Origin of the sequence: Acinetobacter sp. RRD8, assembly GCF_031844225.1 — a bacterium.
Taxonomy (GTDB): domain Bacteria; phylum Pseudomonadota; class Gammaproteobacteria; order Pseudomonadales; family Moraxellaceae; genus Acinetobacter.
In genome coordinates, this window is record NZ_JAUZUU010000009.1 from 65,030 (window position 1) to 88,985 (window position 23,956).

The 23,956-nt window shown below is 41.1% G+C and carries 21 protein-coding genes and 2 pseudogenes; 19 read left to right on the plus strand and 4 right to left on the minus strand.

The features are described from left to right. Window positions 1–78 precede the first annotated feature (78 nt). From Q9R24_RS10195 to Q9R24_RS10250, 12 genes and pseudogenes are all read left to right on the plus strand, one after another. Window positions 79–1,179: a BMP family ABC transporter substrate-binding protein gene (locus Q9R24_RS10195; protein WP_253114744.1), complete on the plus strand. Its 1,101-nt coding sequence runs from the start codon at window positions 79–81 to the stop codon at window positions 1,177–1,179. 109 nt (window positions 1,180–1,288) lie between these two features. Continuing rightward, complete coding sequence (locus Q9R24_RS10200; RefSeq protein WP_311204346.1) at window positions 1,289–2,887, plus strand: ABC transporter ATP-binding protein; 1,599 nt, start codon at window positions 1,289–1,291, stop codon at window positions 2,885–2,887. Between the two features lie 40 nt (window positions 2,888–2,927). Beyond that, entirely contained in the window at window positions 2,928–4,025 is a 1,098-nt protein-coding gene (locus Q9R24_RS10205; RefSeq protein WP_311204345.1) for an ABC transporter permease, read from the plus strand. Between the two features lie 33 nt (window positions 4,026–4,058). Then, entirely contained in the window at window positions 4,059–4,979 is a 921-nt protein-coding gene (locus Q9R24_RS10210) for an ABC transporter permease (protein ID WP_311204344.1), read from the plus strand. A 43-nt stretch (window positions 4,980–5,022) separates the two neighbouring features. Further along, complete coding sequence (locus tag Q9R24_RS10215) at window positions 5,023–6,396, plus strand: amidohydrolase (RefSeq protein ID WP_311204343.1); 1,374 nt, start codon at window positions 5,023–5,025, stop codon at window positions 6,394–6,396. 448 nt (window positions 6,397–6,844) lie between these two features. Continuing rightward, window positions 6,845–7,852, plus strand: a pseudogene (locus Q9R24_RS10220) (DUF1852 domain-containing protein). Between the two features lie 45 nt (window positions 7,853–7,897). Further along, on the plus strand, window positions 7,898–8,941 hold the full coding sequence (locus Q9R24_RS10225; RefSeq protein WP_311204342.1) for a methionine synthase: 1,044 nt from the start codon (window positions 7,898–7,900) through the stop codon (window positions 8,939–8,941). Between the two features lie 91 nt (window positions 8,942–9,032). Continuing rightward, window positions 9,033–9,527, plus strand: a complete 495-nt coding sequence (locus tag Q9R24_RS10230) for a flavin reductase (protein WP_004646907.1) — start codon at window positions 9,033–9,035, stop codon at window positions 9,525–9,527. A gap of 251 nt (window positions 9,528–9,778) precedes the next feature. Next, window positions 9,779–11,042: pseudogene (locus Q9R24_RS10235) on the plus strand (MgtC/SapB family protein). A gap of 105 nt (window positions 11,043–11,147) precedes the next feature. Continuing rightward, window positions 11,148–12,833: a phosphoethanolamine--lipid A transferase gene (locus tag Q9R24_RS10240; protein ID WP_311204341.1), complete on the plus strand. Its 1,686-nt coding sequence runs from the start codon at window positions 11,148–11,150 to the stop codon at window positions 12,831–12,833. 1 nt (window position 12,834) lies between these two features. Next, window positions 12,835–13,506 carry a response regulator transcription factor gene (locus Q9R24_RS10245; protein WP_311204340.1) on the plus strand — a complete coding sequence of 224 codons (672 nt, stop codon included), beginning with the start codon at window positions 12,835–12,837 and terminating at the stop codon, window positions 13,504–13,506. 5 nt (window positions 13,507–13,511) lie between these two features. Then, entirely contained in the window at window positions 13,512–14,831 is a 1,320-nt protein-coding gene (locus Q9R24_RS10250; RefSeq protein ID WP_311204339.1) for an ATP-binding protein, read from the plus strand. A gap of 27 nt (window positions 14,832–14,858) precedes the next feature. On the opposite strand, the gene Q9R24_RS10255 is transcribed toward Q9R24_RS10250, so the two are convergent. Together Q9R24_RS10255 and Q9R24_RS10260 are read right to left on the minus strand one after the other, a co-directional pair. Continuing rightward, window positions 14,859–15,569: a phosphatase PAP2 family protein gene (locus Q9R24_RS10255; RefSeq protein WP_311204338.1), complete on the minus strand. Its 711-nt coding sequence runs from the start codon at window positions 15,567–15,569 to the stop codon at window positions 14,859–14,861. A gap of 39 nt (window positions 15,570–15,608) precedes the next feature. After that, window positions 15,609–15,995: a diacylglycerol kinase gene (locus tag Q9R24_RS10260; protein ID WP_004280235.1), complete on the minus strand. Its 387-nt coding sequence runs from the start codon at window positions 15,993–15,995 to the stop codon at window positions 15,609–15,611. A gap of 186 nt (window positions 15,996–16,181) precedes the next feature. On the opposite strand from Q9R24_RS10260, the gene Q9R24_RS10265 reads away from it, so the two are divergent. The 6 genes from Q9R24_RS10265 to Q9R24_RS10290 all read left to right on the plus strand — a co-directional run bounded on the left by Q9R24_RS10265 (window position 16,182) and on the right by Q9R24_RS10290 (window position 19,646). Further along, window positions 16,182–16,523: a thermostable hemolysin gene (locus tag Q9R24_RS10265; RefSeq protein WP_004729797.1), complete on the plus strand. Its 342-nt coding sequence runs from the start codon at window positions 16,182–16,184 to the stop codon at window positions 16,521–16,523. After that, window positions 16,501–16,911 carry a thermostable hemolysin gene (locus Q9R24_RS10270; RefSeq protein ID WP_311204337.1) on the plus strand — a complete coding sequence of 137 codons (411 nt, stop codon included), beginning with the start codon at window positions 16,501–16,503 and terminating at the stop codon, window positions 16,909–16,911. Before Q9R24_RS10265 ends, Q9R24_RS10270 begins: the two co-directional genes overlap by 23 nt. A 35-nt stretch (window positions 16,912–16,946) precedes the next feature. After that, window positions 16,947–18,158, plus strand: coding sequence for an AMP-binding protein (locus Q9R24_RS10275; RefSeq protein WP_311204336.1), 1,212 nt, complete (start codon window positions 16,947–16,949; stop codon window positions 18,156–18,158). A 78-nt stretch (window positions 18,159–18,236) separates the two neighbouring features. Then, window positions 18,237–18,431: a hypothetical protein gene (locus Q9R24_RS10280; RefSeq protein WP_311204335.1), complete on the plus strand. Its 195-nt coding sequence runs from the start codon at window positions 18,237–18,239 to the stop codon at window positions 18,429–18,431. Window positions 18,432–18,506: 75 nt separating this feature from the next. Continuing rightward, window positions 18,507–19,361, plus strand: coding sequence for a TauD/TfdA family dioxygenase (locus Q9R24_RS10285; protein ID WP_228305181.1), 855 nt, complete (start codon window positions 18,507–18,509; stop codon window positions 19,359–19,361). Between the two features lie 9 nt (window positions 19,362–19,370). Further along, complete coding sequence (locus Q9R24_RS10290) at window positions 19,371–19,646, plus strand: hypothetical protein (RefSeq protein WP_311204334.1); 276 nt, start codon at window positions 19,371–19,373, stop codon at window positions 19,644–19,646. Window positions 19,647–20,099: 453 nt separating this feature from the next. Here Q9R24_RS10290 and Q9R24_RS10295 read toward each other — a convergent pair whose 3' ends face one another. Then, window positions 20,100–20,570: a transposase gene (locus Q9R24_RS10295; protein WP_311204333.1), complete on the minus strand. Its 471-nt coding sequence runs from the start codon at window positions 20,568–20,570 to the stop codon at window positions 20,100–20,102. Window positions 20,571–20,586: 16 nt separating this feature from the next. After that, complete coding sequence (locus tag Q9R24_RS10300; RefSeq protein ID WP_311204332.1) at window positions 20,587–20,913, minus strand: transposase family protein; 327 nt, start codon at window positions 20,911–20,913, stop codon at window positions 20,587–20,589. A gap of 270 nt (window positions 20,914–21,183) precedes the next feature. On the opposite strand from Q9R24_RS10300, the gene Q9R24_RS10305 reads away from it, so the two are divergent. Next, window positions 21,184–23,724: a hypothetical protein gene (locus Q9R24_RS10305; RefSeq protein WP_311204331.1), complete on the plus strand. Its 2,541-nt coding sequence runs from the start codon at window positions 21,184–21,186 to the stop codon at window positions 23,722–23,724. Window positions 23,725–23,956 lie beyond the last annotated feature (232 nt).

A 23,956-nucleotide genomic window follows, 5' to 3' on the forward strand; every position in this document is an offset into this window, starting at 1 on the left:
GAACAGACTGAGCACATTTGCGTGAAGTCATTTTAAAGCATGTGTTGCATGACACAGAACAACCAAGAGCAGAATAGAATGAAAGAAAAAAATAGCTTGAAAACCGGATTGAAAAAATTGGTAGGGGTATTAATGGCAAGTGGTGTAATGGGCATGGCCGCTGTCGCCAATGTTCAGGCCCAAGATAAAGCCGCATTTGTTTATATTGGCCCAACCAGCGACCATGGCTGGACCTATTCTCACGATCAGGGCCGGATTAAGGCTGAAAAAACCCTCGCAGGAAAATATAAAACCTCTTATATCGAAAATGTCCCTGAAACAGCAGATGCCGAACGTGTGATCCGTAACCTGGCACAACAAGGCAATAAAGTCATTTTTGCAACCTCGTTCGGTTATATGAATGCGATGGAAAAAGTATCCAAGCAATTTCCAAATACAGTATTTATGCATGCAACCGGTTATAAGCAGGGCAAAAATTTAGGGGTCTACGATGTCCGTACCTATGAAGGCGCTTATATGCTGGGTGTGGTCGCAGGGCAAAAAACCAAAAATAATGTATTGGGCGTAGTCGCGTCTTTTCCGATTCCTGAAGTTATCCGTAATATCAATGCCTATACCCTCGGTGCACAAAGTGTAAATCCAAAAATTAAAACCAAAGTCATTTGGGTGAATTCATGGTTTAACCCGGGCAAAGAACGTGATGCAGCCTTGGCTTTGATTGCTCAAGGCGCAGATGTGCTGATGCAAAATACCGATTCTCCAGCAGTGGTACAGGCGGCTGAACAAAAAGGTGTCTTTGCTTTTGGCTGGGATTCTGACATGAGCAAATTTGGCCCTAAAGCGCATCTTGCTGCATCGGTTTTACATTGGGAAAAAATTTATACTCCGGTAATGACGCAAGTCAGCAAGAAAACCTGGAAACCAAGTGCAATGTGGTATGGCGTAAAACAAAAAGCAGTCGATATTGAAAGCTTTGGTCCTTCCGTGTCGGCAGCCTCTAAAGCAAAAGCACTCAGCGTACGTGACGGTATTTTAAAAGGCACATTGCATCCATTTACCGGCCCGATTCATAAACAGGATGGCACATTGGTCTTGGCAAAGGGCAAGCGCCTAGATGATGCGGCACTAAGCAAAATGAATTACTACGTGAAGGGCGTAGAGGGTTCATTACCGAAATAAAGCATTTCAGTTTCGCCATTAAATATCTAGATGTACCTTTCCGCATTCATCTGAATACCTGCACGCTTCAGATGGATGCCGCACTGTCACAGCATAGAATAGGGTACTAATGATGACCTCTCAACACGATAGATCTGCTCATATACAAAAGAGGAACATGGCTTCTTCAGGTGTACCGCGTTTACAGCTCATTAATATCTGTAAAAGTTACAATTCATTGAAAGCGAATGACCAAATACATTTAACGGTTCAACCTGGGCAGATTCATGCCATTCTGGGTGAAAATGGTGCCGGCAAAAGTACCCTGATGAAAATCATTTATGGGGCAACCAAGGCCAATCAGGGACAAATCCTCTGGAATGGTAAAGAAGTTCATATTGATAACCCGTCGATGGCAAGAAAGCTCGGGATTGGCATGGTCTATCAGCATTTTTCTTTGTTTGAAACCTTGACCGTGGCGGAGAATATTTCACTGGGACTGGATGAAAAGATTCCTTTAAAAGCTCTAAGTCAAAAAATCATTGCAGTCTCAGAACAATATGGTTTACCGATTGATCCACGCCGCGAAGTACATTCTTTATCGGTAGGTGAACGGCAACGCGTCGAAATTATTCGGTGCCTTTTGCAAAATCCCGCTTTAATCATTTTAGATGAACCCACCTCGGTACTGACACCACAAGCGGTACGGCAATTGTTTAAGACCTTGCGTTTATTGGCATCCCAAGGCGTTTCAATTTTATATATCAGTCATAAATTACATGAGATTAAAGAACTCTGTGATGAAGCGACCATCTTACGCAATGGCCGTGTGACCGGAAATGTTGATCCCAAAGACAACAGCACCAGTGATTTAGCACGCTTAATGATTGGCCGTGATTTACCGACTTATGTACGCCCAGAATATACCGGTGAAAAACAGGTGCTATTCCAGGTCGAGAATCTGGATTACCAGTCCGATGACCCATTTGGCGTGTCGCTGAAAAATATCAATTTAGATATTCAAGCCGGAGAAATTGTCGGTATTGCCGGGATTTCTGGCAATGGTCAAGCAGAACTGCTGTCTTTGCTGTCGGGTGAAAACAGCCTGAAACATGGCCAGATGGTTCTGGATCAAATCGATATTTCCCGATTCAGTTCTGGACAACGGCGTGATTTGGGCCTGGGCTTTGTCCCTGAAGAACGTCTGGGCCGAGGAGCAGTCCCGAACATGACACTGTCCCAGAATGCCTTGCTGACCGCATTTCGGCAGAACCTGACGCAATGGGGATTAATCAAGTTTGCACAATGTAAGCTTTTTGCCGAGCACTGTATTGAAAAATTCGGGGTGAAAGCCAGTGGCCCAGAGGCAGAAGCACGTTCCTTGTCCGGTGGAAATCTACAAAAATTTATTGTAGGCCGGGAAATTCTGCAAAACCCCAAATTTCTGATTGTGGCTCAACCGACCTGGGGCGTAGATGTCGGCGCGTCCATGTTTATTCGGCAGACCCTGATCGACCTCTCTCGACAAGGTGTTGCTATTTTGGTGATTTCAGAAGAGTTAGAGGAGCTGTTTGAAATCAGTGATCGTCTCTGCGTGTTGGCCAATGGTGAACTATCTCCAGCGATACCTACTCATGAAACCAATACTGAAAATGTTGGGGTCTTGATGTCAGGCATTCCAGGCCATGACACTGCGATCATCGTAGAGGAGCAGCAAGCTCATGCTTAATATAGCCAAAAACAAATATACGGGTTGAGAGGAGAGCAACATGCATTTACTGGAACCGCGTGAACATCCCTCTCAAATCATGAAGTGGCTTTCACCGCTCATTGCGCTGCTAGCCATGCTGATTGTCGGTAGTATTCTGTTTTTAATGCTGGGGATTAATCCCGCGCAAGCCATGTACATCTTCTTTATTGAACCGCTGACATCGTCTTATGGCTGGAGTGAACTGGCAGTCAAAGCCGGACCTCTGATTCTGATTGCCTTGGGGCTGACGGTCGGATTTCGAGCCAAATTATTCAATATCGGTGCTGAAGGTCAGCTCACCATGGGCGCGATTTTTGGCGGTGGTATTGCGATTTTATTTCATGATCACATCGGCTGGTGGATTCTCCCGTTAATGATTGTCATGGGCGCACTTGGTGGGGCACTCTGGGGCGCAATTCCTGCCTTACTGAAAACCCATTTTAATGCCGAAGAAACCCTGACCACCCTGATGATGAATTATGTCGCAGTATGTGTGTTGCTATACCTGGTCAATGGTCCTTGGCGTGATCCGGAAGGGATGAACTTCCCACAATCGGTGGTTTTTAGTGAGAGTGCGACGCTGCCATTCATTGTAGAAGGCACACGCATTAATGCCTCTATTTTTATCACTTTTTTTGCAGTCCTTCTGTTTTGGGTTTTTATGCGTAAAAGTCTGACGGCCTATAAACTGGAAGTCAGCGGTCAGGCACCTTTAGCTGCCAAATACGCAGGTTTTTCTTCCTCCAAAGCGATCTGGATGAGTCTGGTGATTTCCGGAATGATGGCAGGTATTGCCGGAATCTGTGAAGTGGCTGGATCTATTGGTCAGCTGAATCCGAACCTGTCCCCAGGTTATGGCTATGCGGCGATTATCGTGGCGTATTTAGGTCGTCTCAATCCAATCGGCATTGTGCTGTCAGGCTGTTTTATGGCGTTGATTTATCTGGGCGGTGAAATGGCACAAATGCAGCTACAGCTTCCGGTCGCGATTACCGGTATTTTCCAGGGCCTGCTGTTGTTTTTCCTGTTGGCTTCCGATGCATTGATTGAAAACCGTTACCGTTTTAGCAAAAAAATGGCGTCACCTGTCCCTCAGCCCACAGCAACCACCCTTTAACCCAATGTTGTCTACAGTAAAAGGAAGCATGATATGGCTTTAGAAATAACTGCAATTCTTGCAGGTACTGTTGCGGCAGCAACACCCCTGATTTTCGCAGGTCTGGGGGAATTGATCACACAGCGGACTGGTGTGATTAATCTTGGATTAGAAGGGATGATGCTGGTCGGTGCAATTGCAGGTTTTGCCTTTGCTGCGCAATATGATGCCAGTGTATTAAGTGCCTTATTGATGGGTGGTTTGGCAGGCATGCTGATGGCCCTGATTTTTGCCTTTTTTACCTTGTCTTTAAGTACCAATCAATCCGCGTGCGGTTTGGCTTTAACCATTTTTGGACTCGGCATCTCTGCATTTTTGGGTCAGAACTACGTCAGTATGGCTTTACCGGGTCTGGCTAATTTTAATATTCCACTATTAGCAGATATTCCAGTATTGGGTCCTATTTTGTTCCAACAAAACTATGTGGTTTATCTGTCGATCTTGGTCTTCTTTCTGGTGTGGTTTGTCTTGGCGAAAACCCGTTTGGGCTTATTGCTTAAAGCAATTGGAGAGTCACCGGAAAGTGCGCATGCCATGGGTTATCACGTGTTGGCGATTCGTTATGGCGCAGTGCTATTTGGCGGTTTGATGGCAGGGGTTGGCGGAGCATTTTTATCGACCGTATATACCCCGATGTGGATTGAAAATATGGTGGCAGGCCGCGGCTGGATTGCCATTGCACTGGTAGTATTTGCGGTGTGGAAACCAACACGTTTAATGCTCGGCGCTTACCTGTTTGGGGGCGTAACCATTTTGCAATTTCACGCCCAGGCGCTTGGAATCAAGGTGCCGAACGAGCTGCTTGCCGCATTGCCCTATATAGCCACCATTGTGGTACTGGTCATGATTTCACGGAATAAAAAAGTACTCAAAATGAATTTGCCATCTTCTTTAGGCAAAACCTTCGTGCCATAACCGCAGCCATTCATCATAAATAGAATAGATTTGAGTATAAATCATGAAAATTTTAACAGCTTCCTATGTCCTTACCATGAATGCGCAGAATGAATGTATTAAAAATGGCGCGATACTGATTGAGGGCGACCAAATAAAAGCAGTGGGTACATTGGCACAGTTAACTCAATGCTATCCAGAGGTGCTCATTGAAGATTACCCACAAACGATCCTGATGCCGGGCTTGATCAATACCCATTGTCATTCCGGTTTATTGCGTGGTACGGCTGAAGGATTACCGGTTTGGGATTGGTTACAGCAGTATATTGACCCGATGCACCGGGTGTTGACACCAGAGGATGCGAAAATCGCCTCCTATTTATGTTATGCCGAGGCACTATTGTCGGGAACGACCACCATCGTTGATATGTGGCGTTATATGGACGGAAGTGCTGAAGCTGCGCAAGCATTGGGAATTTGTGCCGTTCTAGTACCTTATGTCGCGGAACATCCGGATCACAATTATTTTGAAACCTTAAAAAGTAATGAGGCTTTAATCAACCGTTGGCATCAGCAGGCGAATGGACGTATTCAGGTTTGGGTGGGTTTAGAGCACCTATTTTATGCTGAAGCTTCAGCATTAAGCCTCATTGAGAAACTTTGTCAGGATTATCAAACCGGTTTTCATACCCACAGCAATGAAAGCCAATTTGATGTACAGGAAAACCTGTGCCGTTCAGGTATTCGCCCAATTGAGAGTCTGCAAAAACTGGGCTTGCTAGATCTGCCTAAAACTTTGTTGGCACATTGCGTCTGGACAGATGCAAATGAAATTCAGATTTTAAGGCGACATGCGGTAGGGGTTGCGCACAATCCTATTTCCAACATGAAGTTGGCTTCCGGTGCAGCGCCTGTCGTTGAAATGCTACGTCAAGGCGTTGCGGTGGGTTTGGGTACTGATGGAGAAAAAGAAAACAATAACCTGGATCTATTTGAAGAAATGAAAACGGCGTCATTATTAGCAAAGTTCTCGAATTTAGATGCGGCTGCTCTGGATGCCTGGTCAGTCTGTCAAATGGCTACGATTACAGGAGCTAAAGCCTTGGGTATGCAAGATGAAATTGGTTCATTGGAAGTCGGCAAACAGGCCGACCTGATTGCGGTGAAACTGGATACACCGCGGATGACGCCGTTGATTGATCATAGAAAATTATTTAATTTGCATACCAATTTAGTCCATGCAGTTCAAGGCCAAGATGTCGTGATGACGATGGTGGCGGGACAGACTGTGGTTAAAAATGGCCGTTTGATCAATGCCGATTTACAGGCTCTAATTGATCAAGTGAATCAGGCGGCGCCACGCTTGTTTGAACGTCGTGATCAGTGGTTTGCAAAGCAGGGGCAAACGGTGAATGAATTACAGCGGGAAGAATTTTAAGATTTACGTGGATGTTGAGGTTATTCATTGATAGTGGGGTGACCTCAGACGCCTTTCTAACGAATGATTTAAATGAAATTAAACAGAGTGAATAGACTGATATTTTCTAATCTTTAGATGAGTTTCATTCATTCACTTCTAAATTGCATCTAATAAGCTATAAAACCATTCTTTGAATTTACCCCTCAATTTCATCCACTTAATATTCGATAGAATTTATCTTAAGTTATTAATATTCATTATTTTATCATCTATTAAACCCTAAAATTTCATAGAAAAAATCTTTCATATTTTTCTTCATTAAGTGATCTTGATATCTTAAGAACAACCAATCATGAGTAATATTCACTTTTCATTGAGTTTAAATCATTTTTATTCATCTTAAGGTTCACGTATAACTAGGCTTATTCAGAAATTTGGTTATTAGAACTTAGGGTAGTGAATCACAATGAGTAAAAAGTTTGCATGTTCAATTAAGCGCATTCGTTTTGACGAAAACTATTAACCTGCAGATAGCACACGTCTGACGACGAACTTTGCCAATTTGGCACGTGGCGAAAGTCGCGAACAGAATTTGCGTAACACTCTACGAATGATCAATAACCGTTTTAATGCATTGGCACATTGGGATAATCCAAAAGCAGATCGTTATTCAGTTGAAATCGATATTATTTCAGTTGACCTGGATATTGAAGGAAATGGCAAAAAGTTCCCTGCAATTGAAACTTTAAAAATCACGATTATTGATCATCAAACCAATCAGCGTATTGATGGCATGATTGGCAACAGTTTCTCGTCTTATGTCCGCGATTATGATTTTAGCGTGGTACTTCCTGAACATATCAAGAAAAATCCAGCCTCGACCAAGCCAGAAAATTTTGGTGATTTACACGGCAAGCTTTATCAATATCTCGTCAATTCTGAAGTATTTAAAGCAGAATTTAAAAAACAGCCGGTGATTTGTTTGAGCGTTTCAACCTCGAAAACTTACTACCGTACAGCGAATGTACATCCTGTATTGGGTGTGGAATATAAAAATGATGAGTATTCACGTACCGATGAATACTTCGCCAAAATGGGCTTAACCGTCCGTTATTTCAAACCTGAAAATGCTGCTGCACCTTTAGCATTTTATTTCGCAGGTGATTTATTACGTGATTATACCGATCTGGAGTTGATCAGTGCGATCAGCACCATGGAAAGCTTCCAAAAGATTTACCGTCCTGAAATTTATAATGCGAATTCTGCTGCGGGTCAGGTGTATCAACCCAGCCTTGAGTACCCAGATTATTCATTGACTCAAATTGTGTATGACCGTGTTGAGCGTGGTCAATTGGCAGTGAAGCAAGGGAAGTGGGCGGAAGAACACTTTATCCAGCCTTATAAAGACATTCTGGAGCAATGGGCCGCAGAATTCACAATCAAAACTACTGCTGACCAAGAACGCGCTGCTTAATACACAACATTATTATTTTACGAATATAGAGATAGAAGATTAGACATGGCACTTTTACAACCTAAAAAGCTACTCCCAACATCAACTGCTGGCAGCTTACCGAAACCGTCTTGGCTAGCAGAACCTGAAAAACTTTGGTCACCCTGGAAATTGGAAGGCCAGGAATTATTGGATGCAAAACAAGATGCACTGCGTTTGTCACTGCATGAACAACAGCAGGCAGGCATTGATATTGTCAGCGATGGTGAACAAACCCGTCAGCATTTTGTGACGACATTTATTGAGCACCTTGAAGGCGTTGACTTCAATCAGCGTGAAACGGTCAAAATCCGTGACCGTTATGAAGCGAGCGTTCCATCAGTCGTGGGTGAAGTTTCTCGTCAAAAACCTGTCTTTGTTGAAGATGCCAAATTCTTACGTTCACTCACAGATCAGCCGATTAAATGGGCGCTTCCTGGTCCAATGACCATGATTGATACCTTATATGATGGTCACTACAAGAGCCGCGAAAAACTCGCTTGGGAATTTGCCAAGATCCTGAATCAGGAAGCTCGTGAACTTGAAGCCGTTGGCGTGGATATCATCCAATTTGATGAACCTGCATTTAACGTGTTCTTTGATGAAGTGAATGACTGGGGTGTGGCAACTTTAGAACGTGCGCTTGAAGGCTTGAAGTGTGAAACTGCGGTACACATTTGCTATGGCTATGGTATTAAAGCCAATACCGACTGGAAAAAGACCTTAGGCTCAGAATGGCGCCAGTACGAAGAAGCATTTCCGAAACTGCAAAAATCAAAAATTGATATTGTGTCGCTCGAATGCCATAACTCACGTGTCCCGATGGATCTGATCGAATTGATTCGCGTTAAAAAAGTCATGGTCGGTGCGATTGATGTCGCAAGTAATCAAATTGAAACAGCTGAAGAAGTGGCAAATACGTTGCGTAAAGCACTTCAGTTTGTGGATGCAGACAAACTCTATCCATCAACCAACTGTGGTATGGCACCACTTGGTCGCCAAGTTGCTCGTGGCAAACTCAATGCACTCAGTGCAGGTGCTGAAATTATTCGTCAGGAATTATCTCGCTAATTAAAGTGAATCCATGATGCTTTTAAAGATTGAAAGCATCATTTGAGTGATATAACGCTCTTTATAAAAAGCTGAATGTTGGAATACGGTGATGGTTGAAGCGACAGACTTTAGAAACGCAATGTCTTTATTAACAAGTGCAGTGAATGTAGTGACCACGATGGGCGATTCAGGTCGTCATGGTTTTACTGCGTCTGCCGTGTGTAGCGTGACCGATACACCACCGACATTGTTGGTTTGTATGAATAAATCATCGCGTTCTTATATCAACTTTGTTGAAAATAAAGTGCTGTGCGTAAATGTACTCAGTGCAGATCGAGCGCATCTTTCAAATGTTTTTGCATCTTCAAAATTCAGTTCTGAACAACGATTTGAACAGGGTGAGTGGACTGAATTAGAAACAGGTTCTCCTGTACTTCAAGATGCACTGGTGAGCTTTGATTGTGAAATTGGGCAGATCCAGGAAGTTGGTACACATACGATTTTGATTTGTCCGATTGTTGCCATTCAACAGAATCAGGAAGATCGAGCCCTGGTTTATTTTAATCGTGCTTACCATCAGGTCGGGGAAACAGAACCTGCCTAATCCTGGAGCTGATGTAGGATTAAAATATTTTAGATTTAAAAGCTTATTAACTTTTGTAATTTTGATTAAAATGGTCTACTAAGAATAGGGAATTATGTAAACCATAAATAAGGATGAATGGCAGACTGATCCAATAATTTACAGCTATCTATAGCCCAGAATTTAAAGATACAGCGGTTAAATTGATGGGCTGCTTTAAAAAACTATTTATATACTAAAAATACGCACTGTCACTGGATGACACAAGGTGAATGCTCTTGAATATGCTTTTGCAAAGTTTATCTTTTCAGGAATTACTGACCATCATGCTGTCGGCATTAGGCTGTGGGCTTTTAATTGGACTTGAGCGTGAACGTCATAAAAACAATAACCATGAGCAGAGTTTTGCAGGATTAAGATCATTTACGATTACAGCCTTATTGGGTGCTTCATGCTTCCTTTTGCATCTCTATATTGGAGTGATAGGAGCCGTCGCGGTCAGCCTGTTCTGTGTATAGCCTGTTTCAACAGAAGCAGGATATCGGTTCTACCACTGAACTGGCTTTTTTGATGACTTATATCATTGGCGCTATTTGTGTGTGGAATATCCCACTGGCTGCAGGGATGGCGGTTCTACTCACGATCATCCTGATGGGCAAACAGACATTGCATCAATTTGCCGGAAAAACGATCCAAAGCTATGAGTTAAGAGATGGGCTACTTTTATTGGCTTTGATATTGATTGCGTTGCCGGTCATGCCCAATAAGCCCTTGTGGGGCGCCGTACTCAATCCTTATATCATCCTAAAATTACTCATTTTAATCTTGATTGTGCAGTCCATGGCACATGTGGCAAAACGAATCCTGTCCAATGATAAGGCGCTTATTTTATCTGCCTTAGCCTCGGGATTTGTCTCCAGTACGGCCACAATTGCCAGTTTGGGCATGCAAGTTCGATCCGGACAGGCCAGTGCTAAATTAAATGCAGGTGCGGGATTAATCTCCTGTATTGCCACCTTATTACAGCTCTTGCTGATTGTTCTGGGAGTGAGCGTAGAATGGTTCAAGTTTCTGCTAATTCCGAGTTTGGTGGGCATCGGAATTTTATGTATTGCTGCCGGATTCTTGATTTATCGAACTCCCCAAGCGGATAACAGTATGAGCATTAATGAAATACAAGAAATTGATAGCCGGATGTTCAGTATAAAAGAAGCGGTAATTATTGCGGTCAGTTTGACCTTAATCCAGGCTGGGATTTACGGCGCGAATCTTCTACTGGGGGATAGCGGCTTAATTTTAGGCACTTTTTTAGCCTCTTTATTTGAAGTGCATGCTGCTGTAGCAGGTGTAGTGATACAGGGAAATCCTCACAACCTGACTTTAATTTATGCGGTCATGATTGGACTTGCGGCACATGCGGTGTCTAAAAGTATCAATTCTTTTGTGACCGGGGGATGGAAGTTTTTTCTGTATTTTGCGCCTAGCCAGATTCTACATATGTTAGGGCTTATCTTTATTCTTCTGAGTTTGAAATAAAGAAGGGCTGGTTTGCATATATTATGAAATGATCCAATCATTTTAAGCCATTTTTAAGTTTCAAATTCTAGGCTAAAGCATATTAAAGTCTTTGAGCCACGGATCATGCTGAAGCTGTTTTCCCATTCGTCTTTTTTTAGTCAGCGACCTAAAAAGTCGATTAGTCTTTCAGGCTTCAACATGTTGCTGGCTATTTGGCTAGGACTGATCCTAAACTTTGCTTTCTATCAGAAAATCCATGAATTTACGCCTTATGCCAATCTAAAAGCAGGTCTGTTAATGGCCGCCACGGCTCTGATCATTATTGCGTTTTACAATCTGATATTACAGTGGCTGAACTGGAAATGGAATGCCAAAATACTGGCCAGTGTCCTGATCATTTTGGGTGGCTTTAGTGCTTATTTTGTCAATAGTCTAGGGGTCGTTATTACGCCTGACCAGATCCAGAATATGCTGCAAACCGATGCCCGTGAAGTTCGAGATCTCTGGTCAATGCGACTGATCATCTGGACACTGGTGTTTGTGATTTTTCCCCTCTGTGTTGTGTGGATACTGAAAATACAGCCTGCATCGCTGGGGCGTCAAATCTTACAAAAAGGCTTGAGCAGTGTAATCTCACTTGGACTGATTCTAGGCTTATTGTTCTGTTTCTATGTCGATTATGCAGCCATCTTCAGAGAGCATCGTGATCTGAAGGGAATGCTTTCTCCACAAAATAGCATCGCGTCCACCTTGTCCTATTATAAAAAGAAAGCACCTAAAGCGAATTTGCCTTTGGTGGTTTTTGGCGAAGATGCACATCTGTTACAGCAGGCTCAAATGCAGGAGCATCCCAAATTAATGGTGCTGGTAGTGGGAGAAACTGCACGTGCCGAGAGTTTTGCCTTAAATGGCTATGCGCGTAATACTAATCCTGAACTGAGCAAGTTAGCGGTGATTAATTTCAATCAGGTCAGCTCTTGCGGAACTGCAACAGCCGTTTCAGTCCCGTGTATGTTTTCGGGCATGTCACGTGAAACCTATGATGAACAGCTAGCCAGCCACCGTGAAGGTTTGCTGGATATTGCCCAGCGCGCCGGATATCAGGTGACCTGGATTGATAATAACTCAGGCTGTAAAGGTGCCTGTGACCGGGTACAAAAGTATCAGATTCCGGCACAACTGAAACAGAAGTGGTGTGATGCTGGTGGTGAATGTTTTGATGAAATCCTGGTAGATAGCCTGAAAGATTATCTGGCGCATCTGGATAAAAACAACCCGAAACCACAATTAATTGTACTGCATCAGATGGGTAGTCATGGCCCCGCATATTACAAGCGTTCCAAAGCGCCATATCAGCCATTTCAACCGACCTGTAATACCAATGCTATTCAGGGCTGCAGTACAGAAGAATTAAAGAATAGCTATGATAATTCGATTGTATATACAGACCATGTTCTTGCCCAGATCATTGAAACTTTAAAGCAGCAGACTCCATATCAGACCGGTTTCTGGTACCTGTCTGATCATGGAGAATCCACCGGAGAGCATGGTTTATACCTGCATGGTGCTCCTTATAGCATGGCGCCCACTCAGCAAACCCATGTCCCGATGCTGATGTGGTTCTCCGATGCCTGGAAGCAGCAGAATACCCAGCAGGTCAGCTGTCTCAAAGGACAGACCAACCAAGCCCGTAGTCAGGATCATCTTTTCCCCAGCTTATTAAGCTTGCTGGATATAAAAACGCAAGTGATTGAAGCTAAAAATGATATGCTTGCACAATGCTCACCATCATTAAAGAACAGAGCTTGAAATGCATAAAATACTAATTATTGAAGACGACTTTATGATTGCCGAGTCGACTGAAACATTGCTCAAGCTGCATCAGTTTGATGTGCATTGGGTCAATAATGGGATTGAGGGTTTAAAACAGTTACAGCAGCAGGTCTACGATATTGTCCTGCTCGATTTAGGCTTGCCGATGATGGATGGCATGCTGGTGCTAAAAAATATCCGGCAGAAGTTTCCGAATTTACCGGTGCTGATTATCTCCGCCCGGGATCAGTTACAAAACCGGGTGGATGGGCTGAATCAGGGAGCAGATGATTACTTGATTAAACCCTATGAATTTGACGAGTTGCTGGCCCGTATTCATGCCTTAATACGCCGTAGTGGTTTAAAAAATACCGGGATAGATACGAATAAGAAATTATCACACAGCGGTTTGGAACTAGATCTGGAGCAGCATATCGCTCTGTTTAATGGACAGGCTATAGAATTATCCAATCGGGAATGGTTCATCTTAATGGCCATGTTAAATCATCCGAATAAAATTTTTTCCAAGAATGATCTGGAAGACAAGCTTTATGACTTTGACAGTGATGTCAGTAGTAATACGGTAGAAGTCTATATCCATCATCTGCGGGCAAAATTAGGAAAAGACTTCATACGTACCATACGTGGGCTAGGGTATCGCTTAGGATGAGCGCCATGCAGAAACGTTATTCCTTGCAAAAACGTCTGGTTATTTATATTTCACTGTTTAGCGTGGTGCTGGGCTGTGTGCTGATCTTTGCTGCATACCGGATTGCGCTCGAAGAAATTAATGAAGTACTGGATAAACAGATGCAAAGTCTGGCAGAGCGCATTGCAGAAAATCATCCGCAACCCTTACAAAGTCAAATCGATCTGGCAAAACAGTACAGTGAAGAAGATTTATTTGTAGATATCTGGTCCTATACAGATACAGCCACTTCCTTGCATCTGCAGGATGTTCTGGTGGCGCCGGTCAGGAAAGCAGGTTTCTACAAGCATCAAACGCCGTATGGAACCTGGTTAACTTATATTATTCCTGCTAAGCAATTACAGATTCAGGTGAGCCAGCAGCAAAATGTCCGGCAGGAACTGGCGCTGGAGCTGGCAGCCAATATGTTTCTTCCTTATGTGCTTTTTTTACCTTTTGCATTATTCGGTTTAGGCTGGATGATCCGGAAAAATTTTCAGCCGCTCAATGATTTTAAAACTGAATTGGCCAGCCGCAAGGCACAAGACTTAAAGCCAATTGCAATGAAAGATTATCCCTTGGAGCTGGAACCGACCATTCAGGAAATGAATTATTTGTTTGGCCGCATTTCTCTGGCCCAACAGGAACAACGTCAATTTGTAGCAGATTCTGCCCATGAATTACGCACGCCACTGACAACACTAAACTTACAGCTGCAAATTTTGCTACAGCAGTTCCCTCAAAGCGAGTCTATCCATAATTTGAGTCAAGGCATTTTGCGCATGCAGCATCTGGTCAACCAGTTATTGAGTCTGGCAAAACAGGATGTGACCGAAGGTTTAAGCGAACCTGTTCAATTGCTATCACTGAATCAGATGACAGTCACCTGTATCGAAGAACTAATTCAATTGGCGCTACAGAAAGACATTGATTTGGGCGTAGAACAGCAACAGGAACTGCAGATTCAGGGCCAGGTTTCAGCTTTGCACTCGATTATTTATAATTTAATTGATAATGCAATTAAATACAGTCCGAAGGATGGCGTGATCAATGTATCTATTTTCCAGCAAGGACGGCAGGCGGTTTTACAAATTGAAGACAGTGGGGCAGGGATAGATCCTGCTCAATTCAATCAGATCCGGCAACGCTTCTACCGGATACATAACCATGCAGAAATTGGCAGCGGTTTGGGTTTATCCATTGTAGATAAAGCCACCGAGCGCTTGGGTGGAACACTAGAATTTTCGCGAAGTACCAATCTGAGTGGCCTTTGTGTACAGGTCAAGCTTCCTTTAATCGAAGCCTAAGCGAATAAGCTTCTGGTTTTTTTGGAGTTAAGGTTGCCTGATACTAGAGAGTATAGGAGTGGTCTTTTCTATGGGTAGTTTATGGCTAAACAGCGTATAGCCAATGACATTCATGCACCAGATAATCCAGCCAGTCCATAAATTATGACTCAGGAAATGTGCTCCGCGCATCATTTGTGCCCAGCCCATGGTCAACCCTAAAATTACTGCAGCGATCAGAAGAAAATAAGCCCGCTTGCGGTTAGAAATGCGATAAACAAAATAACCAGCCATCAACGCAAAACCACTAGATGCATGCCCTCCAGGAAAACAGTGGCCCGCAGTAGCACTAAAATCCCATAAAATACCATCATAAGTGGGAATAACCATATTCCAGGGACAGGCATGGGCCGACTGGGATTTTAAAATTCCGATTGAGGCTGTGGTCACTGCCACCATGCTAAAGAAATAGCCAAATTCCCAGCGCCGCGTATGCCAGTTCTGCCATTTTAGTGATGCCAACCAGGCCAGTAATAATGTGATATACACCAGAATCAGCAGGTCTTTCACATAGCGATGATTGAGTTCTGCCAGTGCCCATTGTTGTCGAAGGGGAAATTGACCATGATCATCGATAAAGGGATAGATGAGCTGTAAGTCCAGCACTCCTCCAATGTCAAAGAAGTTGAGAAGAATCAAAAAACTGAAGATCAAAAGTAAAGTTTGGGTCAGTAAAAACCGGGAACGGTCAGTGATCATTTTTAAGTTGTCCATTTCAGGCAGTAGCAAGAGCAGAGGTCAAATCAAATGACCAGCCAAAATGATGCCCCAGGTCAGGGCAATTAAACTAAGTGCTACAAACTGAGCCGCACTGCCCATATCCTTGGCATTTTTAGACAGTTCATGCCGTTCCATGGAAATACGATCTACCACTGCCTCTATCGCTGAGTTAATCAGTTCAATGATCAACGCCAACAGGCACACGGCGACCATGAGCGCTTGCTCAACCCGGCTAACTGGCATCCAAAAGCTTAGAGGAATCAAAATAAGATTAATCAGCAGGATCTGCCGGAAGGCGGCCTCATTTTGAAAGGCGGTTTTAAAACCAGCCAGGGAATAACGGGTCGCATTAAAAATACGCTGCGTTCCTGAGGTGCCTTTATAAGGTGAGCGGTAGGAAGACATAGAACAGTTTCAGTTAACAAGAGATAGGATTAACTTAAATTTTCAATCTTAAAATGTTCTTAAAAAACCGGCCGTTCTCTGGATTTTTTATACACACAGCTTTTACATTCTTTTGCACAAAATTAAGAATTTTTTAAGTTTGGACTTCTATCTTGAGTAGCAAGTTAATTTCGTGGTGTGAGCCAAATGATCAAGTTCAGTTTTGATCCTTATTTATCTAGTCAGATTCACTTTCTAAATACATATTTCAAGCAGCCTGAATATAAAAAACAAATCCATCACAATAAATTTTTAGTACAAGTACCTCCGGCGTATCCGGTAATTTCAGCACAGGATCAATCGCTACATTTGACGGTCAAAACTGTAGAACAAAGCGAGACACCTGAACGCCGTAGCCTGGAACATTTTATTCAGGAAAAATATCAGCAAGTCCATCAGGCCACTGTATCGAGCTTCTCTTCGACCCTGTTTGCCGGTTATCACGGTGCCGAGATGCAGGTGGTGAATGCAGCATTTAAATCAATTTAATGCCTTTCTGGAACAGTATCTCGATGAACCAATTGAAAATATTCTTGGCAAGCTCAGCCAGACCACGGTCAGCCGAGACAAAGTAGTAGAAATTGGCAATCTGGCAGCACTAGATATGGACAAAGCCAAACTGATGGTAGCGTTTCTGGTTTTTCATCTCTCGCAGCAACACATCGAATGGGCAGTATGTACCGGGACAGCCGCTGTGCGTTATGTGCTGCAACAAATGGGATTACATTTTCATGTGCTTGAAAAGGCTGACCCGCAAGTCCTTGGAGAGGCACAACGCCTGTGGGGCAGTTATTACCAGCAGAAACCTTATGTGCTGGCGATTGATGTGGCAGAGGCCCTACAAGTCGCTCGTCAATTTTATCAATTTAGTCATTAAAGCATTTTGCTTGATTACCGAGGCACAGAATTTAAATGATGACTGCTTTATTTGAACGTATCAGCCTGCAAGCACGACAATATCCGCAGCTTGAAGCGGTAGTCACCACACAGGCAACCCTCAGCTATGCGGAGCTACAGCAGCGGGTAGAATTATTGAGTGCCGGTTTCAAGCAGCTTAATCTGCGCCATCTGGCCTTATGGGGCGTGAACAGCATCGACTGGATTGTGGTCGATCTTGCCGCACAAAAAGCCGGCATGACCGTGATTCCGGTGCCTCTGTTTTTTACTGCAGCCCAAGTACGGCATCTGCTTTCCGACAGCCAAACCGAGCTGCTCTGTACTCTAGATGAATCTTTCTCTGCACCAGAATGGCTGTTAAATCTGGCTCAAGACATGAGTAGAGATGAGATTTCCATTACTGGCCAGCTACATGCACGCTTTTTTCAGCTAGAACAGGCAGTACAGTATTCATCTTCTTTACAAACCCAGCAACCAGCAAAAATCACCTATACCTCTGGCAGTACGGGGACACCGAAAGGCGTGTGTCTGGTAGAAGATACCATAGAATCAATTACGCATTCACTCAGTCAGGCACTGGCCAGCAGTCAGCTTGGACGGCATTTGTGCCTGATTCCATTTGCCACCTTATTGGAAAATATTGCCGGCATTTATGTCGAACTGAGCATGGGACGCGCCGTAATTGTTGGCGAGGTGAGCCAGTTCGGTCTGGTATCTAACCATACTTTTGATACACAGCGGTTTGTAAATGCAGTGCAGAGCTATCAAATCGAAAGTGTGATTTTATTACCGCAGATGCTGAAAGCGATTGTGGAATATAGCGCTGAACACGGTGCTACAGGGTTCAAGACGCTGAAATTTATTGCGGTCGGTGGAGGGAAAGTCTCTGCTGATTTACTCAAACAGTGTCAGCAACTTAACCTTCCGGTTTATGAGGGGTATGGCCTGTCCGAGTGTGCCTCGGTAGTCAGTCTGAATCTGCCGGGTGCACGCCGCATTGGCAGTGTGGGCCGGGTTTTACCGCATGTCGAAGTTGAGATTGCAGCCAACAGCGAAGTAGTAGTGAAGGGCAATGCCATGCAGGGTTATGTCAATGATCAGGCCGCGACACCGTATATTCATACGGGTGATGCCGGCTATTTTGATGAGGAAGGCTATTTGTACATTACCGGACGCATCAAGCAGATGATTATCAGCAGTTTTGGACGCAATATTTCCCCGGAATGAGTTGAGTCCAACAGTCTGACCGAGCCGGAAATCCAGCAGATTGCCATTTTTGGCGAAGCCCAGCCCTATCTGTCGGCTGTGATTTATGCCCCTAATGACACCTCAGACCAGCAACTGGTAGCAGCGATTCAACGGGCCAATAGCCGGATGCCAGACTATGCTCAGATCAAACACTGGTGTAGATCTCCAGAGCCATTTTCCCTGAACAAACCAGATGTTGACCGACAACGGCAAACTGCGCAGACAGCAGATCCAGCAAAAGTTTCAGGCTGAACTGATACCGGACGAGTCCCAATCTATTTTTGCATAGTTCACAGACCCATAGATCTGTTGAATGAGAGCGAACACATGAATATTGCACAGCAAGCTTTGCACACCACCCCTAAACAGATTAAAACGCAATTGGTAGAACAGGGCTGGGTTTTGTTAAGACATGAACACTATGACGTGACATCGTTTAGTGAGCTCATGAATAGGTTGTGCCAGCGGCTGACCTATGATCCGGCGCGGGAAAACATCACCCGGCAGTCCCAGAGAGTTGATGCCGGTACCCAGGCCATGGGACTACATATTGAAAATGGTACGACGCCTTTACCGCCCGATATCATCGCCTTTTTCAGTGAGAAAAGTGCTTCGCGCGGTTCGCAGACTACCTTATGTGATGGGCATGAAGTCTGGAAAAATATGTCGGATGCTCTCAAGCAGAAATTTGCCGAACCGATGATCATTAGCCGTTATTTACCCAAACCGATCTGGCAGAAATATGTGGCCACTGCCTTGAATATTGAAAATGCAGAGCAGGTCGGCCAGCAGGAGCTACAACATTTTATCCAGATGGTGCCTGGACAGCAGATTAGCCCGACACATGATGGGGGAGTGTACTACCATTTAAATATGCCGATGGTCCGCCATGACAATCTTAAGGGTGTTCCAGCCTTCGCCAATACCTTACTTGGGCCTTCTTACAATTATGAAAAACCCCGTTTTTATTTTGCAGACGGTTCAGAAATCAGTTCAGACTTACTCGCAGAACTGGCAGAGCGCTGTGAAACCCAGACTTCAGAAATTGACTGGCAGGATGGTGATCTGGTGATCATTGATAACAAACGCTTTATGCGTGGCTTAAGGAGCAGGCAAGGACGGGAAATATTTGCTATCGTTACCATAAGTACAGACGCGCCAGTGTTTCGATCCTCAACTTGAGATCATGTGATGCAACTCATTCAGTTTAATTTAGATTATTTAGACAAGACTTTATCTGATCAACAACGTATTGAATATAAACAAATTATTGACTATGAAATTGTCAAGGAAAGTATTTGTAGCTTGATATTTAAATTAAGCAGACAAACGAAATTAGCTGCCCCTGAACAACAAGACGTACTTCAAAAAAATATAAATAAACTCATCTACATAAGAGATCATTTACAAATTCACGATAGAGCATCCATTCAAAAAATTATGGCTGAGATCAAGTCTTATCAATAATGATATTGATGTCATAGCCACGCAGATTTGCGTAAGCTTGCTTGCACGCAAATCGAGTAGCGATCTGATTTCTGCATAACTTATATTATGTTCATTAACAGATGCTTGACAGCGATGTCACTGGTTACATAAGCTGTCAAGCATAGCACCAACGATTGAAATGAGTTGCGGTAACGCAACTAAATTAGGGTGCTGTCGTAGAGATGTTATTTAACTTATGTTCACCTAAAATCTAGTTCATAAATATATTTTAAAAATCTTCTTTAATTTACAATGCATTGTATATATAAATTATTGTATTAATAAAATTATGATTCATGAACCTAAAGAATTTTACAGTTCATTAAAAAATATTTAAAATTTTCTACAGGGAGGGAGAGCTATCAGATCTCAAATTATGAAAAAAATTGTTTAAAAAAACTTTCTCTATCTTAATTAAAGTTCTTTCATAATTCATTTTTTATTCAGTTCCATGTTATAGATTCCAGCAATTAAACTGAATCTTAAAGCTAATCTTTTACCTCGATTACGATATCGCTCGGCAAGGATTTTGAAAGTTTTCAAACTGCCGAATACATGTTCAATTCCAATTCTTCTTTTATTGATTTCTTGATTGTAAACTTTTAGCTCGGGATCTAGTTTGCAGCATCTCTTTGCTTTTAGAGGCAATAAGCTATTTGGATACATTGCATAGATTCCTTGATAGCCTTTATCTGCAAGAATAAAAGCACCTTTAGGAATCTGATTCAAATTGCGTTTGAAAAGCTCGAAATCATGTACAGCACCACGACTCGTGCATAAACTCAGAACTTGTTGTGTTCTATAATGGATAATGGCTTGAACTTTAAAAGTATGTGCTTTCTTATTGCCACTATAGCTTTTCTTCTGTTTTTTTAGGTCTTTGTATTGGAATTTCTGTGGCATCTACGATCACAACATTTCAGTCGATACCTTCGCCTTCAGGCAAAATCTTGGGTAAATTAAATAGATTGGACTTGATCAGGCAATCCTCTACGTGGCGGACAATTCTTGAAGCAGTAGGCTCTGACACACCATAACTCGTTGCGACATGAAACAATGTTCGGTATTCACGCCAATAACTTAAGCACAGAAGGATTTGATCTTCTATGCTTAACTTAGATGGTCTACCTTTAGCAGGCACAAGCATTTTTAGTTGTTCAACCATTAAATCGAAGGTTGACCATGATATGCCTGTATATCGCTTAAATTGTGTTTCAGAAAGCTTCTTTAAGTCGATGTATTTCATCCGCAAATTATGCATGAAGATTTAAAATTATTTCGGTACAAATAATCAGCAAGAGATAGATCGTTTTTGATTTATAAAAGAGATCTATTAAATAACAAGTTGTGCTTAAAATGATCAAGATTCTTATATTGCAACTGCTCAAAACTTATCTTAACTAAAAAATAATTATCTAATTTTTAAAGACATGCTTATTTAATAATACAAATTTGTATGTTTAAATCTTATATTTAGAAACAAAAAATCATAAATAACTTATGTCGGGGAATAATTGTGATTGAATTAAGTTTGTCATTGAAAAAAATTGAAGAGGAAATTAATTTTGCTAAGGATAATCTTAGAAAATTATCAAATTTGATATCAGGAACCAAAAAAGAAATTAAAAACTATGAAGTTAAATTAAAAAAATATGCTAAGCAAAAAGATGAAGTCGGATTCAAAAAAATTGAAGTTGTACTCAAAAATTTACAAGTAAGGTTAGATGACTCGCAAAAAGAGTTGAATATTTTAAATGATAAGTATGATGCAAAAACTATAAAAATGTTGCAAGAGGAAAAAAAGTCAATTTTATCGAAAATTAACAAGCAAGGAAATAAGCAAATTCTAGATCAACAACGGTTGACTAATGTTAGAGTTGAAAAAGAATATAATGTAATCAGAGATAATTATGTATTAGCTGTAAAGACAGTGATGGATTTCATTGAAACTTCTTTACCTTTTAAAGGAGTTCAAACTCATGAAGAATTTATCAGATTCTTAAATAAGATCAATGAAACATTGCCAGATCCACAACCAACCGATACCAAAGTTGGAGCTATAAGTGCATTATTAAAAGATTTTATTCAATCCTATAATTTAGCTTATCAAAGACGTAAAATAGATCTACCTGTAGTAGAACAAGTAATTTTTAGATTTATAATGACATTTAATAAATGTAAAAATTTTTTTAAAATTTCAATGGGAAAACAGGTATTTACTGTTGAGAAAAAGAATTATGCAATGAGTGCAATTATTATTGATAATACTTCAGAAATGGATATTGAACATATTCAAAAATATAAAGACGATTTAGTGATTGATAATGTTTTATGTCAGTATATAATTGATAAAATTGAGAATATTTATGAAGAAGGTTTGATTACATCTAATGATAAAAAACGTTTAGATAATAATATATATAAACATGAATGGCAGACTTATGAACAAATTTTTGACTTTGACTTCGATGAATTTGTAAACTCTGTACAAAACAGTATTAATAGTGCTCGAAGATTTAAAAATGAGCAGGGTTCAATTCCATTAGAATATAAAAGACATCTGATGAGTAGTTTTGAATATGAAATTCATTCATTAAATTATTCAATAATTCCTAAAAATCATGAATTTTATTCTTATATTGATGATAGTGATAGGCTTGAATTAGTTAAAATCTTAAAAAGTTTGATTGAAATAAATAATTCTTATGAGGGTGTCAATGAGAAGGTTGCATCCACTTTACTATCTAAAAATAATTTTAGTTTTGATATTAAAAAGCGATATTTTAATTATTCTAAAACTATAGGACAAAAGTATTTTTATGGTAAATTTATAACTAAGTTTAATAACTACAATATATATCAAAATAGCTTTCTCAATGTATTCGCAAGTTATATTAATTTAATTATTAAAGAATCTAATAAAGCAGCATTATTTTCAGATAGCCTTTATACATTTTCTAAATCAATGTATTGGCATGTCCTTAATGAGGGGTGTTATGGAGGCATTGCTTTGTATCAGCATGGCCGCATACAACCAGTAAGTGATAGATCTTTACTCTTAAAGGGTATTAGTGAACATGATTTAGTAAATGCTCAAATTTCGCCCGATATTACATTTGCTAAAATATTAAAAGATGAATATGCGACAACATATTTTCTAAATCATATTGATTTAAGATTTAAAAAAATTCTTCCAAAATACGATAATGTTGAAAAATATGAAAATGAAATAAATAATCTGGCAATTGATTTACGTGAAATGCGTAGGCTCTTAGTCAAAAATTTTAAAGCTGCAGATACTATAATTGACTTGGAATTACCGCTTGAATATGAACAATATGCCATGATTGGTGCTCCAAAAGGTAAAATATATGCTTTATGGCAATGGGAAACTTTCGGTGATGGCTTAGGACGTATATGTATAGGTTATGATCAACAAGATATGTCTGTACAAGCAACTAAGAAATCTCGTATGGATGCCACTTATAGACGTGTTCTTCGAGTCAATAGAGATGGCTTAATCTCTCCTGTAGAATCTCCTTGGTTAAATTCTTCTATGATGGATTTAGTTGGAGTCGAAGTTGCACTAGATTTTAATTTATATGTGATAAGAAAATTTCATGCCTTATTTATTGATTGGTATGCAAAAGCCGCACAAAAGATAAAGCAACGTAATTCAGTGCTAGAATCTACAATTGAAATCTTTAATGATGAAATTACTATAGATAATGAGGATTATGAGCAAATTTTTGTTCAAAATAGTTTGAATGAGCAAGTATTTGATGCAGACTCCTCGAATAATAATCAGATTACTGTGTTTAATCGTGGAATAAAATCCAAAAAGTTTTTTAAAATATTGAAGCAAACGTTTCATGTTGTTATTGAGCAAGGCAAGGGTAGTGAAATAAAGGTAAGTCGTTTACAACAGGGTGGAAAAATATATCGCATAGGTCATCATGGGAGTGAAGTGGAATACCATGCGACTTTTGTGAGAAAGGTATTAAAAAGATTAAATATAAGTTTAAATGAATGGAGTTGTGCTATTAAAGAATATTGATATTTCATTTTGAAGTTATATTGTTTGGTATTTTGCTCAAATATCAATCGTATTTGTTACATAATTTTTAAAAAAATATACAAATCCAGAATTTTTCAATAAAGAAACTTTCTGGATTTTATGTGATAAGAGTTAGTGCTGAAAATCATAGGTAAATTCCAGAAGAGAGATCGATTTCAAATGAAGTGGAAGATGATTTAAATATATTTTGAGAGTACATTCTGGTGAAATA

Coding starts and splice junctions, on each gene's coding strand:
- Q9R24_RS10215 (WP_311204343.1), top strand. CDS start 5,023: ATGAAAATTTTAACAGCTTCCTATGTCCTTACCATGAATGCGCAGAAT.
- Q9R24_RS10240 (WP_311204341.1), top strand. CDS start 11,148: ATGCTGAAGCTGTTTTCCCATTCGTCTTTTTTTAGTCAGCGACCTAAA.
- Q9R24_RS10270 (WP_311204337.1), top strand. CDS start 16,501: ATGCAGCATTTAAATCAATTTAATGCCTTTCTGGAACAGTATCTCGAT.
- Q9R24_RS10265 (WP_004729797.1), top strand. CDS start 16,182: ATGATCAAGTTCAGTTTTGATCCTTATTTATCTAGTCAGATTCACTTT.
- Q9R24_RS10225 (WP_311204342.1), top strand. CDS start 7,898: ATGGCACTTTTACAACCTAAAAAGCTACTCCCAACATCAACTGCTGGC.
- Q9R24_RS10260 (WP_004280235.1), bottom strand. CDS start 15,995: ATGTCTTCCTACCGCTCACCTTATAAAGGCACCTCAGGAACGCAGCGT.
- Q9R24_RS10255 (WP_311204338.1), bottom strand. CDS start 15,569: ATGATCACTGACCGTTCCCGGTTTTTACTGACCCAAACTTTACTTTTG.
- Q9R24_RS10290 (WP_311204334.1), top strand. CDS start 19,371: ATGCAACTCATTCAGTTTAATTTAGATTATTTAGACAAGACTTTATCT.
- Q9R24_RS10295 (WP_311204333.1), bottom strand. CDS start 20,570: ATGCCACAGAAATTCCAATACAAAGACCTAAAAAAACAGAAGAAAAGC.
- Q9R24_RS10200 (WP_311204346.1), top strand. CDS start 1,289: ATGATGACCTCTCAACACGATAGATCTGCTCATATACAAAAGAGGAAC.
- Q9R24_RS10245 (WP_311204340.1), top strand. CDS start 12,835: ATGCATAAAATACTAATTATTGAAGACGACTTTATGATTGCCGAGTCG.
- Q9R24_RS10195 (WP_253114744.1), top strand. CDS start 79: ATGAAAGAAAAAAATAGCTTGAAAACCGGATTGAAAAAATTGGTAGGG.
- Q9R24_RS10230 (WP_004646907.1), top strand. CDS start 9,033: ATGGTTGAAGCGACAGACTTTAGAAACGCAATGTCTTTATTAACAAGT.
- Q9R24_RS10250 (WP_311204339.1), top strand. CDS start 13,512: ATGCAGAAACGTTATTCCTTGCAAAAACGTCTGGTTATTTATATTTCA.
- Q9R24_RS10300 (WP_311204332.1), bottom strand. CDS start 20,913: ATGAAATACATCGACTTAAAGAAGCTTTCTGAAACACAATTTAAGCGA.
- Q9R24_RS10205 (WP_311204345.1), top strand. CDS start 2,928: ATGCATTTACTGGAACCGCGTGAACATCCCTCTCAAATCATGAAGTGG.
- Q9R24_RS10210 (WP_311204344.1), top strand. CDS start 4,059: ATGGCTTTAGAAATAACTGCAATTCTTGCAGGTACTGTTGCGGCAGCA.
- Q9R24_RS10285 (WP_228305181.1), top strand. CDS start 18,507: ATGAATATTGCACAGCAAGCTTTGCACACCACCCCTAAACAGATTAAA.
- Q9R24_RS10275 (WP_311204336.1), top strand. CDS start 16,947: ATGATGACTGCTTTATTTGAACGTATCAGCCTGCAAGCACGACAATAT.